Source organism: Achromobacter sp., from assembly GCF_032102605.1.
Lineage (GTDB): Bacteria > Pseudomonadota > Gammaproteobacteria > Burkholderiales > Burkholderiaceae_B > Achromobacter.
In genome coordinates, this window is sequence record NZ_DAMDGT010000017.1 from 1 (window position 1) to 13,833 (window position 13,833).

General features: G+C 66.1%; 13 protein-coding genes. 11 read left to right on the forward strand and 2 right to left on the reverse strand.

Features of this window, described 5'->3' with window-relative positions:
• Positions 1 to 299: 299 nt before the first annotated feature.
• Positions 300 to 1,019, reverse strand: a complete 720-nt coding sequence (gene queC / locus RT614_RS25325) for a 7-cyano-7-deazaguanine synthase QueC (protein ID WP_313624973.1) — start codon at positions 1,017 to 1,019, stop codon at positions 300 to 302.
• A gap of 164 nt (positions 1,020 to 1,183) precedes the next feature.
• Here queC and ppc point away from each other — a divergent pair, with 164 nt between their 5' ends.
• The 5 genes from ppc (at position 1,184) to RT614_RS25350 (ending at position 8,830) form a co-directional block, all read left to right on the forward strand.
• Complete coding sequence (gene ppc, locus RT614_RS25330) at positions 1,184 to 4,033, forward strand: phosphoenolpyruvate carboxylase (RefSeq protein ID WP_313624974.1); 2,850 nt, start codon at positions 1,184 to 1,186, stop codon at positions 4,031 to 4,033.
• Positions 4,034 to 4,041: 8 nt separating this feature from the next.
• A complete protein-coding gene (locus RT614_RS25335; protein WP_313624976.1) occupies positions 4,042 to 4,854 on the forward strand; it encodes an alpha/beta hydrolase in 813 nt (270 codons plus the stop codon).
• Positions 4,855 to 5,571: 717 nt separating this feature from the next.
• Entirely contained in the window at positions 5,572 to 6,507 is a 936-nt protein-coding gene (locus RT614_RS25340) for a 3-hydroxyacyl-CoA dehydrogenase family protein (protein ID WP_313624977.1), read from the forward strand.
• Positions 6,508 to 6,681: 174 nt separating this feature from the next.
• Positions 6,682 to 8,022, forward strand: coding sequence for a TIGR00366 family protein (locus RT614_RS25345; RefSeq protein ID WP_313624978.1), 1,341 nt, complete (start codon positions 6,682 to 6,684; stop codon positions 8,020 to 8,022).
• A 79-nt stretch (positions 8,023 to 8,101) separates the two neighbouring features.
• A complete protein-coding gene (locus RT614_RS25350; RefSeq protein WP_313624979.1) occupies positions 8,102 to 8,830 on the forward strand; it encodes an SDR family oxidoreductase in 729 nt (242 codons plus the stop codon).
• Between the two features lie 53 nt (positions 8,831 to 8,883).
• On the opposite strand, the gene RT614_RS25355 is transcribed toward RT614_RS25350, so the two are convergent.
• Complete coding sequence (locus RT614_RS25355; protein WP_313624981.1) at positions 8,884 to 9,666, reverse strand: IclR family transcriptional regulator; 783 nt, start codon at positions 9,664 to 9,666, stop codon at positions 8,884 to 8,886.
• A gap of 196 nt (positions 9,667 to 9,862) precedes the next feature.
• On the opposite strand from RT614_RS25355, the gene RT614_RS25360 reads away from it, so the two are divergent.
• The 6 genes from RT614_RS25360 (at position 9,863) to RT614_RS25385 (ending at position 13,723) form a co-directional block, all read left to right on the forward strand.
• The gene (locus RT614_RS25360) at positions 9,863 to 10,552 is read left to right on the forward strand and encodes a 3-oxoacid CoA-transferase subunit A (RefSeq protein ID WP_313624982.1); all 690 of its coding nucleotides are present in this window, start codon (positions 9,863 to 9,865) and stop codon (positions 10,550 to 10,552) included.
• The gene (locus RT614_RS25365; RefSeq protein ID WP_313624983.1) at positions 10,549 to 11,193 is read left to right on the forward strand and encodes a 3-oxoacid CoA-transferase subunit B; all 645 of its coding nucleotides are present in this window, start codon (positions 10,549 to 10,551) and stop codon (positions 11,191 to 11,193) included. Before RT614_RS25360 ends, RT614_RS25365 begins: the two co-directional genes overlap by 4 nt.
• Before the next feature lie 67 nt (positions 11,194 to 11,260).
• Positions 11,261 to 11,536: a muconolactone Delta-isomerase gene (gene catC, locus RT614_RS25370; protein ID WP_056559790.1), complete on the forward strand. Its 276-nt coding sequence runs from the start codon at positions 11,261 to 11,263 to the stop codon at positions 11,534 to 11,536.
• Positions 11,537 to 11,548: 12 nt separating this feature from the next.
• Positions 11,549 to 11,845, forward strand: a complete 297-nt coding sequence (locus RT614_RS25375) for a YciI family protein (RefSeq protein ID WP_313624984.1) — start codon at positions 11,549 to 11,551, stop codon at positions 11,843 to 11,845.
• A gap of 52 nt (positions 11,846 to 11,897) precedes the next feature.
• The gene (gene pcaD / locus RT614_RS25380) at positions 11,898 to 12,677 is read left to right on the forward strand and encodes a 3-oxoadipate enol-lactonase (RefSeq protein ID WP_313624985.1); all 780 of its coding nucleotides are present in this window, start codon (positions 11,898 to 11,900) and stop codon (positions 12,675 to 12,677) included.
• A gap of 5 nt (positions 12,678 to 12,682) precedes the next feature.
• Positions 12,683 to 13,723, forward strand: a complete 1,041-nt coding sequence (locus RT614_RS25385) for a cyclase family protein (RefSeq protein ID WP_313624987.1) — start codon at positions 12,683 to 12,685, stop codon at positions 13,721 to 13,723.
• Positions 13,724 to 13,833 lie beyond the last annotated feature (110 nt).

Consider the following 13,833-nt stretch of genomic DNA (forward strand, 5'->3'; position numbering starts at 1 on the left):
GAAGGGGCAGTCCGGAGCGAAGGCTCCGGACCGCAATCGTAGCCCCGCGCACCCCCGGCCGCCGACGCGCCGGGCGTCTAAAGAACGCCGACCTCTGCCAGCAACCTCACTAACACGATCCGTGTCAGACACCCGCGAAGACAATCGGCAGACCGCGGCGGTGGCGCTGGGGATGTCAGACATCTGGCGAACGATGACTCAGGACCTCAATCGCTGCCCCGCCCACAACAGGCCGCCGACGTGCCGGGGCGTCTCAAGAACCCCAGCCTCCAAAACCTAACGGCCAACGCCCAAAACCATCACCCCTCAGCCGCCGAAGCCACCACCCACTTCTCCCACCCGATCTTCCTCAACTTGCAAGCCGGACACTCCCCGCACCCGTAGCCCCAATCATGCCGAGCCCCCCGCTCCCCCAGATAGCACGTATGGCTTTCCTCGACGATCGTCTCCACCAACGCGTCGCCGCCCAGCGCATAAGCCAACGCCCAGGTCTCCGACTTATCGATCCACATCAGCGGCGTCTCGATCGTCACCCGCGACCCCAACCCCAATCCCAGCGCCACCTGCTGCGCCTTGATCGTATCGTCGCGGCAATCCGGATACCCGGAAAAATCCGTCTCGCACATCCCGCCCACCAGCACGTCCAACTGCCGCCGATACCCCAGCGCCGCCGCCAGCGTCAAAAACAGCAGATTGCGCCCCGGCACAAACGTATTCGGCAGCCCGTTCGCCTGCATCTCGATCGCGCGGTCGCTCGTCATCGCCGTATCGCCCACCTGCCCCAGCACCTTCAGGTCCAGCAGATGGTCCTCGCCCAGACGCGGCGCCCAGTCCGGGAAATTCGCGCGGATCTCGCGCAGCACATTCAGCCGGGCCGACAGCTCGATGTGATGACGCTGGCCGTAATCGAACGCCACTGTTTCAACATGGGCATAGCGGTCCAGCGCCCAGGCCAGGCAAGTGGTGGAATCCTGGCCGCCCGAAAACAGCACGAGCGCGCGACGTTGATGATTTTGCATAAAGGGGGCTTCTGGAATAACGAAGGGATACCTGGCACTTTAACCGAGCGAACCGCCTCCCCCGTAAGGATCGCTGCGTAAAATCGACCGATCATTTTCAAGGTTCACCGCAACGCCCGCTTCGACTTCCCCTTCCCTACAGCCGTCAGACGGATCCCCGCACGATGAACGCCAAGCGCACGCAGTCCGATTCCGCAGAACCCTTGCGTCACGATATCCGGCTCCTGGGCCGACTGTTAGGAGAGGTCATCGAAGAATGCGAAGGCAAGCGCGTCTTCGACACCATCGAGACCCTGCGCCGCACCGCCGTCAAATTCCGCCGCGAAGGCAACGACGCCGACAGCAAACTGCTGGAACAGCGCGTCAAGCGCCTGCAAGGCAGCGACCCAAACTCCGTCGCGCGCGCCTTCAGCTACTTCCTGCACCTGGCCAACATCGCCGAAGACCGCGACCAGAACCGCCGGCAGCGCGCCCGCGCCCTGACTGACGGCACGCCCGCGCGCGGCAGCCTGCGCGAAGCCATCCAGATCCTCGGCGGACAAGGCGTCGGCGTCGCGCGCATCCGCCGCCTGCTGGCCGACGCCTGCGTCATGCCCGTCCTGACCGCCCATCCCACCGAGGTCCAGCGCAAAAGCACCCTGGACGTGCACCGCGAAATCGCCACCGCCCTGACCCAGCGCGACGCCCCGCTCACTCCCGAAGAACTGGCCGAACTCGACACCGCCCTGCTCGGCCGCGTCGCCACGCTGTGGCAGACCCGCATGCTGCGCTACACCCGCCTGACGGTGGCCGACGAAATCGAAAACGCGCTCTCGTACTATCGCAGCACCTTCCTGCAGGTCATCCCGCGCCTGTACGGCGACCTGTCCAAACTCCTCAACCGCGAAGCCGCCAAGCCCTTCGCCGCGCCACCCCCGCCGCTGGAACCCTTCCTGCGCATGGGAAGCTGGATCGGCGGCGATCGCGACGGCAACCCCAACGTCGACGCCGCCACGCTCGAACGCGCCCTGCTGCGCCAGGCCACCGTCCTGTTCGAACACTACCTGCAGGAAGTCCACGCCCTGGGCGCCGAACTGTCCATCACCACGCTGCTCATCGCCGCCGACCCCCAATTGCTGGAGCTGGCGGACAACAGCGGCGACGACTCCCCGCACCGCAGCGACGAACCCTATCGCCGCGCCCTAGTCGGCGTCTACGCCCGCCTGGCCGCCACCGCCTTGCGCCTCACCGGCCAGGACCTTGCCCGCCGCAGCACCGTCGCCGCCCCCGCCTACGACGCGCCCACCGAACTGTCCGCCGACCTCGCCACCATCGCCGCCTCGCTCGCCGCCCACCACGGCGCGCCCGTCGCCAAGCTGCGGCTCTCCGGCCTGCAACAGGCTGTCGAAGTCTTCGGCTTCCACCTTGCCACCGTCGACCTGCGCCAAAGCTCCGACGTCCACGAAAGCGCCCTCGCGGAACTGTTCTCGCGCGCCGGCGTCATGCACAACGGCAAGCCACTGGACTACCTGGCGCTGACCGAAGAAGAACGCGTCCAGCTGCTGCGCACCGAACTCGCGCAGGCGCGCCCGCTGGCATCCCCCTGGATCGCCTACAGCGAAGACACCACCCGCGAACTCGCCGTCCTGCGCGCCGCCGCCGCCGGCCGCGCGCGCTACGGCAAACAGGCCGTGCGCCAGACCATCGTGTCGCACACCGAAACCCTCAGCGACCTGCTCGAAGTCATGGTGCTGCAGAAAGAAGCCGGCCTCATCGCCCCCACCGGCCAGGACATCTCCGCCGAAGACGGCCTCATGGTCGTGCCCCTCTTCGAAACCATTCCCGACCTCCAGCGCGGCGCCGACATCATGGCCGCCTGGCTGGACCTTCCCGAAGTCCGCCAGCGCGTGAAACTCGCGCAGAACGGCGCACAGGAAGTCATGCTGGGTTACTCCGACAGCAACAAGGACGGCGGCTTCCTCACGTCCAACTGGTCGCTCTACCAGGCCGAACGCGCCCTCGTCGACGTCTTCTCCAGCCGCAACGTCCGACTGCGCCTCTTCCACGGCCGCGGCGGCTCCGTCGGACGCGGCGGCGGCTCCAGCTTCGACGCCATCCTTGCCCAGCCCCCCGGCACCGTCGCCGGCCAGATTCGCCTGACCGAACAGGGCGAGGTCATCCAGAGCAAATACAAAGACGCCGAAGTCGGCCGCTGGCACCTTGAACTGCTGGTCGCCGCCACCCTCGAATCCAGCCTCGCCCCACGCGCCGAAGCCACCAGCGCCGAAGACGCCCACATGGCCCACCACGGCCCCGCCATGACCTTCATGTCCGACACCGCGCAGCGCACCTACCGCGGCCTCGTCTACGACACCCCCGGCTTCGCCGACTACTTCTTCGCCGCCACCCCCATCAGCGAAATCGCCGGCCTCAACATCGGCTCCCGCCCCGCCTCCCGTAAAAAAGGCCAGCGCATCGAAGACCTGCGCGCCATCCCCTGGGGCTTCTCCTGGGCCCAATGCCGCCTCATGCTCACCGGCTGGTACGGCATGGGCTCCGCCATCGAGGCCTACCTGGAAACCGGCGCCCCCGACGCCCCCCGCTCCCGCCGCGGCCGCCTCGCCCAACTGCGCGAAATGGCCCGCGACTGGCCCGCCTTCCGCACCCTCCTGTCCAACATGGAAATGGTGCTGGCCAAATCCGACCTGGCCATCGCCGCCCGCTACGCCCAGCTCGTCCCGCAACGCGCCCTGCGCGAACGCATCTTCGGCTCCATCAGCGCAGAACACGGCCGCACCCTCGCCATGCTCAAACTCCTGACTCAGCGCGAACTGCTGGCCGACAACCCCACCCTGCAAATCTCCCTGCGCGAACGCTTCGCCTACATCGACCCGCTGAACTACCTGCAAATCGACCTGATCCGCCGCCACCGCGCCGCCGCCAACCGCTCCAACGCCGCGACGGACACCCGCGTGCAACGGGCGATTCATCTGACGATCAACGGGATTGCGGCGGGGCTGCGGAATTCGGGGTAGCCACCCATATGAATGCAACCCAGAGGGTCGCCTCCGGCGCCGCCAGCATTGCCGTGGAGACGGCTGGCAGCGGCGCCCCCATCGTGTTCCTACACGCCAACATCTGTGACAAGCGCATGTGGCACGCGCAGATCGCAGCCAGTGGGACGCACTATCAGGCGATCGCCTACGACCGGCGCGGCTTTGGGCAAACACAGGCCCAAGCGGAAGACCATTCGGCAGTGGCGGACCTGCTTGCCGTCATCGATGCCACGGTTGGCTCCGCTCCCGTAATCCTGGTTGGGTGCTCACAAGGCGCCAACATCGCATTGAATGCAGCACTGGCGCACCCCACAAGGGTTAGTGGCCTGATGCTGATTGCGCCTGCTGTGAACGGAGCCCCCGAGGCCGTCTACAGCCCCGAATCGCAGGCGATGCTGGAGCAGCAACAACCGGCGGAAGCATCGCGTGACCTCGCGCGGCTCAACGAGATAAAGGCGCGATTGTTCCTGGATGGTCCGCTGGCTTCTCCCGGACGCGTGACCGGCCCCATGCGACGCCTGTTTCTAGAGATGAACGCCATTGCACTGGCCGCTGCGCCATCGGGGGCCAATCGCGACACTGGACGCCCTTTTGATCGTTTGAAGACCATCGGCGCGCCTTCATCCGTCATATGGGGGAATCTGGACTTCCCGCATATCCAAAGCCGCGCGAAGCGGGTCGCGCAACTGCTGCCAAACGCTGAAGCGCACGAATTGCAGGACGTCGCCCATCTGGCGGGTTTCGAACAGCCGGACAAGGTTACCGACCTGATCAGACAGTTGGTCAAGCGTTGCAATTGATCGCATAGCGTCCAAAAAGTCTATCGGTGGAGCGATTCCACGGGGAGCAATCCACGGCGCGGTACGTCCCCCAACGACAATGACCGCAGGCGCGCAGCGTCCGCGCCTCGCCGCAAGACACCGCGTAAGCCCCACAAGGCCGCCCGCGCGGCCGCCGTGGGGCGGGCCCCGCAAGACATTCCAATCCCGCGCCAACGCCAAGAAGAACCTCAAGAACCCCGTCTGCCCCAGCGACCGGCAAGGTCTAGTCATCAGAGCCCGGCGCGTCGGCGGCCGGGGGTGCGCGGGGCGTGTAGATGCGCCCGAGGGAATCGGAAGGAGCGGCCGCAGGCCGGGACGACGATGACGAAGGGGCAGTCCGGAGCGAAGGCTCCGGACCGCAATCGTAGCCCCGCGCACCCCCGGCCGCCGACGCGCCGGGCGTCTCAAGAACGCCGCCCTCGGCCAGCAACACCTCGGCAACGCGATCGGTGTCAGACACCTCGGCCAGCACTCCCCACACCGTCCACCCCACGAACACCCACCCCCCCGATTTGTCCACCCCCCGCGACTTTTAGTACTATCCCCAACAGAAATTCTATACACGCACAAATGTTCGTATATAGAACACAAAGATTTTTCTGGCCAAGCAAGCACAGAAAGGCACCCTTGGACGAGACAGAGTTCCCTTGGCGTGCCCGCCTGCAAGCAGCAGCCGCAAGCACCAAGCGAGCCATCATGGACACTCCCCTCAAGAATCTCGCCATCATCGGCGCAGGCGCCATGGGCAGCGGCATCGCCGCCTTGTTTGCCTCCAAGGGACTCAACGTCGTCCTGATCGACCCCATGGAAGGCGCCCTAGAGCGGGCTCTGAAAACCATCGACCGGCAGTTGAATGTCTACGCTCCCGGCCAGGTCCAGGAAGCCATCCAGCGCATCCGTCTTGAGCCCGGCCTGGAAGCCGCCGCCACCAGCGACCTCGTCATCGAAGCCGTCCCGGAAAACCTGGACCTCAAGCGCGGCATCTTCGCCAAGCTCGACTCCCTGTGTCCCGCGCACACCCTCTTTGCCACCAACACCTCCGGCCTGTCCATCAACGCCATCGCCAGCGCCGTCCTGCGCCGCGATCGCTTCGTCGGCACCCACTTCTTCACCCCGGCTGACGTCATCCCCCTCGTCGAGGTCGTCCGCAACGACGACACCTCCGAAGACACCGTCGCCAAAGTCATGGCCACCTTGCGCTTTGCCGGCAAGCGCCCCGTGCTCGTGCGCCAGGACATCCCCGGCTTCATCGCCAACCGCATCCAGCACGCCCTCGCGCGGGAAGCCATTTCCCTCCTGGAAAAAGGCATCGCCAGCGCCGAAGACATCGACGAAGTCGTCAAGTGGAGCCTCGGCATCCGTCTCGCCCTATCCGGCCCGCTGGAACAGCGCGACATGAACGGCATCGACGTCCACTACGCCATTGCCAGCTACCTGTACAAAGACCTCGAAAACCGCACCGAACCGTCCGACCTGCTGAAAAGCAAAGTCGAAAGCGGCCAGATCGGCGCCAAGAGCGGCCAGGGCTTCTACACCTGGAGTCCCGAACGCCGCGAACGCGTCCTGCGCGAAAAAAGCGCCGCGCTCGGCGAACTGGCCGCCTGGCTCACCGGCAAGGCCGGCGGCTCCTGAGCAGGTTCTCCCGAATCCACAAAACAAGGCGCGGCGGCCACGACCGACCGCGCCACCGGGCCACGAGCCCAACCACACAAAGAAAAGCAATCGTCCCGCCCGCGCCCGTCGCCACCCGATGCGCCGCGGTAAAGGACATCAGAGAACCCGCCTTACGGAGTTGTTGGAGGCACCATGAATAAACTGGCTTCATTCTTTACCGAGCTGATGCGCAAGTATCTGCCCGATCCCTTCGTCTTTGCGATCGCGCTGACCTTGCTGACCGTACTGCTGGCCATGGGCATCGAAGGCCAGGGCATCGGCGACATCACCCGCGCCTGGGGCAAAGGCTTCTGGAGCCTCCTGGCTTTCACCACCCAGATGGCCGTCATCCTGGCCATGGGTTACGTGCTGGCCACCGCGCCGCTGACCGACCGCCTGCTCAACCGCATCGTCAGCCACGTCCACAAGCCGCACACCGCCATCATCGTCGCCACCCTGGTCGGCGGCATCGGCAGCTACCTGAACTGGGGCTTTGGCCTGGTCATCGGCGGCATCGTCGCCAAGAAACTGGCTCTGAAGGTCAAGGGCGTTCACTACCCCCTGATCATCGCCGCCGCCTATAGCGGCTTCACCATGTACGGCCTGGGCCTGTCCGCCAGCATCCCCGTGCTGGTCGCCACCCCCGGGCACCCCACCGCCAAGCAGATGGGCACCATCCCGCTGACGGAAACCATCTTCTCCGTGCCCATGCTGATCACCAGCCTCGTCATCATCGTCACGCTGCCGCTGCTCAATGCCTGGCTGCACCCCAAGAAGGGCGAGGCGATCGTCGAGGTGGACCCCAACATCGACCGCGACGCCAACGCGTCCAACGCGGCCGAAGACATGCTGGAAAAGGGCACCATCGCCTCCAAGCTGAACAACAGCCGCATCCTCAGCCTGCTGATCGGCGCGCTGGGCGTCGCCTACGTCGTCTTCCACTTCATGGACGGCGGCTCGCTGGACCTGAACCTCATCAACTTCATCATCCTGTTCCTGGGCATCATCCTGCTGGGCACGCCGGCCGCCTACGTGGCCAAGCTGACCGAAGGCATCAAGACCATCTCCGGGATCATCCTGCAATACCCGTTCTACGCCGGCATCATGGCCATCATGGCGGCATCGGGCCTGGTCACCACGATCTCGAAAGTCTTCGTCGACGTCGCCACGCCGGAAACCCTGCCGTTCTGGGGCCTGATCAGCTCGTTCGTCATCAACTTCTTCGCGCCGTCCGCAGGCGGCCACTGGGTCATCCAGGGTCCCTTCATGATCGACGCCGCCAAGGAAATCGGCAGCGCCCTGAATCAGACCACCATGGCCGTCATGCTGGGCAACGCCTGGAACGACCTGGTGCAGCCCTTCTGGATCCTGCCGGCGCTGGCCTTGTCCAAGCTGAAGCTGCGCGATGTGATGGGCTACACCGTCATCATGATGCTGTGGGTGGGCGTGATCCACATCACCGCCGTGCTGGCCTGGGGCTATCTGACTCATTGAGCTCCCCGTACGCGCTGGCGCGCGCGCAGGACTATCGTCGTAGCTGTGTTTTCTTGAATTGAACGGAACGGAAACTGATATGAGCAAACCGACCGCATATCTCGTCACCGGCGGCAGCGCCGGGATTGGGGCCGCCATCATCCGCATGCTGCTCGATGCCGGCCACAAGGTCGTCAACATCGACTACAAGCTGCCCGAGAATCCGCCGGCGGGGTTGGTCTCGTATCAGGCCGACCTGACAGACGAAGCGCGCACCCAGGAAGTCGCCCGCGAAGTCACCAGCGCCTACAACATCGTCGGCCTGGTGAACAACGCCGGCGCGACGCGTCCCGGCACGGCCGACACGGCCACGCTGGCGGACCTGGACTACGTGGTGAACCTGCATCTGCGCACCGCGCTCATCCTGGTGCAGGCCGCGCTGCCCGCCATGCGCGAGGCCGGCTTCGGCCGCATCGTGAACATGTCGTCCCGCGCCGCGCTGGGCAAGCCGGACCGCGTCGTCTATTCGGCAACCAAGGCCGGCCTGGTCGGCCTGACCCGCACGCTGGCCATGGAACTGGGCGGCGACGGCATCACCGTCAACGCCATCGGCCCCGGCCCCATCGCGACGGACCTTTTCACCAAGAGCAATCCGGCCGGCGCTCCGCAGACAGAACGCATCATCAACAGCATCGTCGTCAAGCGCCTGGGCACGCCCGAAGACGTGGCACGCGCCGCGATGTTCTTCCTGTCGCCCGACAACGGCTTCGTCACCGGACAGATGCTGTATGTCTGCGGCGGCACGACGCTCGGCGTCGCGCTCATCTGAGCGACACCGCCATGTCCGCCCGGATCGCCCCCGTGCTTGCCCGCAGGCCTTGCCTAGCGGCGCAGCAGCGCGTGGTTGATCTGGTCGGCGGCGTGGCGCAGCGGCGGCAGAAAGGCATCCAGCATCGCCTCGCGCGAAAACCGGTTGGCATGGCCGCTGACGTTCATCGCGGCGATCACGCGGCCGCTGCGGTCGATGATGGGAACGGCCACGGACTGCAGGCCCGGCTCCAGTTCCTGCGCCACGCAGGCGTAGCCGTCGGCGCGCACGCCGGCCAGCACGCGCTTGATCTCGGCGATGTCGGTGACCGTGTCGGCGGTGTAGGCCTGGATCTGGCTCATCGCCAGCACCCGGTCCAGCTCCGCCTCCGGCAGGCCTGCCAGCAGCACGCGGCCCATCGAAGTCACCCATGCCGGCAGGCGGCTGCCCACGGCCAGGTTGATCGTCATCACCTTGTGGGTGGACAGGCGCAGGATGTACACGATGTCCGCGCCTTCCAGCACCGACACGGAACACGATTCACGCGTCTGCTCGGCCACTTCTTCCATGTAGGGCAGCGCCAGGTTCCACAGCGGCGTGCCCGACAGATAGGCATAGCCCAGTTCCAGGATGCGCGGCGTCAGCGCGAACTTGCGGTCGTCGACCGTGACGTAGCCCAGATGCTCCAGCGTCAGCAGGATGCGGCGCGCGCCGGCGCGGGTCAGTCCCGTCACGGCCGCGACTTCGGACAGCGTCATCTGCGATCGGTCGGGGCCGAAGGCCCGGATCACCGACAGCCCGCGTGCGAAGGATTGCACGTAGCTGTCGCTGGGTTGCTGGGGATCTTGCTCGGCCATCCGTCTGGTCCCAAGAGTAAAAGGCCCGCCGCGGGCGGGCCCTGCGTCGCCCCTGTGCGGGCGACTACGAACGATGGAGAGTGCGGCGTCCGGGCACGTCTTGACGCCCTCGCATTCCCCATGAAACGATGTTCTTCAGAAGAACGAAAGTTCTAATGAAGAACAAATTATGACACGCCACCTATGAGCGAACATCATGATCTCTAAGCTTGTTGCAAGCGCGGCGGCCGCCCTGGCGGACGTACCCGACGGCGCCACCGTCATGATCGGCGGCTTCGGCACCGCCGGCCAGCCCATGGAACTGATCGACGCCCTGCTTGAGCAGGGCGCGAAGGACCTGGTCATCATCAACAACAACGCCGGCAATGGCACCACGGGCCTCGCCGCCCTGCTGGGCGCCAACCGCGTGCGCAAGATCATCTGCTCGTTCCCGCGCCAGGCGGACTCGCAGATCTTCGACGGCCTGTACCGCAGCGGCAAGCTGGAGCTGGAACTGGTGCCGCAGGGCAACCTGGCCGAGCGCATCCGCGCCGCCGGCGCCGGCATCGGCGCGTTCTTCACGCCCACCGGCTACGGCACCCCGCTGGCCGACGGCAAGGAAACCCGCGAAATCAACGGCCGCCAATACGTGCTGGAATACCCGCTGCACGCCGACTACGCGCTCATCAAGGCCGAGCGCGGCGACCGCTGGGGCAACCTGGTGTACCGCAAGACCGCGCGCAACTTCGGCCCCATCATGGCCAGCGCCGCGCGCGTCGCCGTGGCCCAGGTGCGTGAAGTCGTCGAACTGGGCGAACTCGACCCCGAAACCGTCGTCACGCCCGGCATCTTCGTCCAGCGCGTCGTGCAGATCGCAGGCCAGCCGGCCGCCAAGGAGCAGCAATGAGCACCAAACTGACCCGCGACCAGATCGCCGCCCGCGTCGCGCAGGACATTCCCGAAGGCGCCTACGTCAACCTGGGCATCGGCTTGCCCACGCTGGTGGCCAATCATCTGCCGGCCGGCCGTGAAGTCATTCTGCACACCGAAAACGGCATGCTGGGCATGGGCCCCGCGCCGGCCAAGGGCAAGGAAGACTACGACCTGATCAACGCCGGCAAGCAGCCCGTCACCGAACTGCCCGGCTGCTCGTTCTTCCACCACGCCGATTCGTTCGCCATGATGCGCGGCGGCCATCTGGACATCTGCGTGCTGGGCGCCTTCCAGGTCTCGCAGCATGGCGACCTGGCCAACTGGCACACCGGCGCGCCCGACGCCATTCCGGCCGTCGGCGGCGCGATGGACCTGGCCATCGGCGCGAAGGACGTCTTCGTGATGATGGAACTGCAGACCCGCGAAGGCCAGAGCAAGCTGGTCGAGGCCTGCACCTATCCGCTGACCGGCGTGCGCTGCGTGTCGCGCGTGTACACGGACGTGGCGGTGTTCGACATCAACAAGGACGGGGTGACGGTCACCGACATCTTTGGCGACACCACCCCCGACGATCTGCTGCGCCTCACCGGCCTGCCGCTGAAGTTTTCCCGCTGAGTTTTCAGCCGCCAATTTTGCCGATACGCCGCCCTGTTCATCGGGGCGGCCTCATGGAGAGTCCATCATGTTGTTCATGGTTCAAATGCAGGTCAATCTGCCCGTCGACATGCCCGCCGAACGCGCGGACAAACTGAAGGCCGACGAAAAAGCACTGGCGCAGCAACTGCAGCGCGACGGCAAGTGGAAGAGCCTGTGGCGCGTCGTCGGCCGCTACGCCAACGTCAGCATCTTCGACGTTGAAAACAACGACGAACTGCACACGCTGCTGTCCTCGCTGCCGCTGTTCCCGTACATGGATATCGAAGTCACCGCGCTGGCGCGCCATCCCTCGGCGATCTGACAGGAGCATCGCATGCCCTACATCATCGAAACCTTCGACAAGCCCAACCACCAGGAAGTGCGCCAGCAGCACCGCGCCGCGCACCTGGAATACCTGGACGCCAACAAGCAGCTGCTGCTGGCGTGCGGCGCCAAGCTGCAGGACGACGGCAAGGACGCCGGCGGCGGCCTGTACATCGTGGACCTGGAAACGCGCGAAGCGGCCCAGCAGTTCATCGACGCGGATCCGTTCGCCCAGGCCAACCTGTTCGACCGCGTGACCATCACGCGCTGGCGCAAGGCCTACGTCGACGGCGTCTGCCACCTGTAATACCCGCGCGGCCGCCCATCGCGCGGCCGCGGCTTTCCCCAAGGAATCCCACATGTCTTATGCCGATCTCAGCCAGGCACGGCTGTTCTACGTCATCGATGGCCCCGCCGACGCGCCGGTGCTCGTGCTCTCCAATTCGCTGGGCACCTGCTCCGACATGTGGGCTCGCCAGATCCCCGAACTCACCAAGCACTTCCGCGTGCTGCGCTACGACACCCGCGGCCATGGCAAGTCCTCGGTGCCGGAAGGCGAATACAGCTTCGAGCAGCTTGGCAACGACGTCGCGGAGTTGCTGGCGCACCTGAACATCAAGCGCGCGCACTTCTGCGGCCTGTCCATGGGCGGCCCCACGGGCCTGTGGCTGGCGCTGGCTCGCCCCGAACTCATCGGCAAGCTGGTGCTGTGCAACACCGCCGCGCGCATCGGATCGGCCGAAGGCTGGAGCGCCCGCATCGCCGCCGTGGCCGACCAGACCCTGGAAAAAATGGCGCCCACGCTCGTCGAACGCTGGCTTACCGACGGCTACCGCGCAGCCGAGCCGGGCTTGACGCAGGTGCTGATCGACATGCTGCGCCGCACGCCGGACGCCGGCTATTCCGGCAACTGCGCCGCGCTGCGCGACGCCGACTTCCGCGAACAGGTCTCGTCCATCAAGGCCCCCACGCTGGTCATCGGCAGCACGCACGACCTGGCCGCCACGCCCGCGCAAGGCCGCGAACTGGCCGCCGCCATCCCCGGCGCGCGCTACGTTGAATTGAACACCTCCCACATCTCTAACTGGGAGCAACCGGAAGCCTTCACCCGCGCGGTCGTCGACTTCCTGACGGAGTAAGCCGCATGCAACGCTGGAAGCAACGGCCCGAAGGCTCCAACTGGGGCGACTTCGGGCCCGACGACCAACTCGGCCGCCTGAATCTCATCACCGAAGAACAGGTCCTGAAGGGCGCGCGCGAGATCCGCGCCGGCAAGACCTTCTGCCTGTCCCTGCCGCTGGACCTGCCGGGCGGCAACGTCCTGAATCCGCGCCGCCATCCGCCGCGCCTCAGCCCCACCACGCTGAAAGACACGCCGTACCTGAACTTTCCGCTGAAGAACGTCAATCCCGATGCGCTGGACGTGCTGAGCGATGACCAGGTGCTGCTGTCCATGCAGTATTCGACGCAGTGGGATGCGCTGGCGCACGTGGGCGCCCTGTTCGACGCCGACGGCGACGGCAAGCCCGAGCTGCGCTACTACAACGGCTACCAGGCCGGCGTGGACGTGGTGGGCCCGGCCGACGGCGACCACACCGGTTGCGGCTGCAACAGCGGCGGCCCGTCCGCGGCGCTGAAGCTGGGCGTCGAAATCCTGGCGCAGAAAGGCATGCAGGGACGCGGCGTGCTGGTCGACCTGTTCCGCCACTACGGCCCGGGCCGCACCCTGATCGGCCACGCCGAGCTGATGCATGTGCTGGAAACGGACGGCATCACGGTCGAATCCGGCGACATGCTGGTGCTGCGCACCGGCTACGCCGAAGCCGTGGTCGCCATGAACGGCACGCCTGACGCTGACGTGCTGCACACCTACGGCGCCGCGCTGGACGGCACCGACGACGCGCTGCTGCAATGGATCACGGACAGCGGCATCGCCGCCATCTGCGCCGACAACTACGCGGTCGAGGCCTATCCCGCCCGCGAAAAGACCGGCGCGCGCGCCATGCTGCCGCTGCACCACCACTGCCTCTTCAAACTGGGCCTGCCGCTGGCGGAACTCTGGTACCTGAAGGACCTGGCGGACTTCCTGCACGCGAACGGCCGCCACCACTTCATGCTGACGGCCCCGCCGCTGCGGCTGCCCCACGCGATCGGTTCGCCGGTCACGCCGATCGCGACGGTCTGATACGAGCCGCCAAAGCCGGCCTGCGTCCGGTGTCTGACACCGGCACATAGGCTAAGTCTCGGGTGTCCCGCATGCGCCGGCGGCACAAAAAAGCGCCAGACATCCGTCTG

Coding starts and splice junctions, on each gene's coding strand:
- queC (WP_313624973.1), bottom strand. CDS start 1,019: ATGCAAAATCATCAACGTCGCGCGCTCGTGCTGTTTTCGGGCGGCCAG.
- ppc (WP_313624974.1), top strand. CDS start 1,184: ATGAACGCCAAGCGCACGCAGTCCGATTCCGCAGAACCCTTGCGTCAC.
- RT614_RS25335 (WP_313624976.1), top strand. CDS start 4,042: ATGAATGCAACCCAGAGGGTCGCCTCCGGCGCCGCCAGCATTGCCGTG.
- RT614_RS25340 (WP_313624977.1), top strand. CDS start 5,572: ATGGACACTCCCCTCAAGAATCTCGCCATCATCGGCGCAGGCGCCATG.
- RT614_RS25345 (WP_313624978.1), top strand. CDS start 6,682: ATGAATAAACTGGCTTCATTCTTTACCGAGCTGATGCGCAAGTATCTG.
- RT614_RS25350 (WP_313624979.1), top strand. CDS start 8,102: ATGAGCAAACCGACCGCATATCTCGTCACCGGCGGCAGCGCCGGGATT.
- RT614_RS25355 (WP_313624981.1), bottom strand. CDS start 9,666: ATGGCCGAGCAAGATCCCCAGCAACCCAGCGACAGCTACGTGCAATCC.
- RT614_RS25360 (WP_313624982.1), top strand. CDS start 9,863: ATGATCTCTAAGCTTGTTGCAAGCGCGGCGGCCGCCCTGGCGGACGTA.
- RT614_RS25365 (WP_313624983.1), top strand. CDS start 10,549: ATGAGCACCAAACTGACCCGCGACCAGATCGCCGCCCGCGTCGCGCAG.
- catC (WP_056559790.1), top strand. CDS start 11,261: ATGTTGTTCATGGTTCAAATGCAGGTCAATCTGCCCGTCGACATGCCC.
- RT614_RS25375 (WP_313624984.1), top strand. CDS start 11,549: ATGCCCTACATCATCGAAACCTTCGACAAGCCCAACCACCAGGAAGTG.
- pcaD (WP_313624985.1), top strand. CDS start 11,898: ATGTCTTATGCCGATCTCAGCCAGGCACGGCTGTTCTACGTCATCGAT.
- RT614_RS25385 (WP_313624987.1), top strand. CDS start 12,683: ATGCAACGCTGGAAGCAACGGCCCGAAGGCTCCAACTGGGGCGACTTC.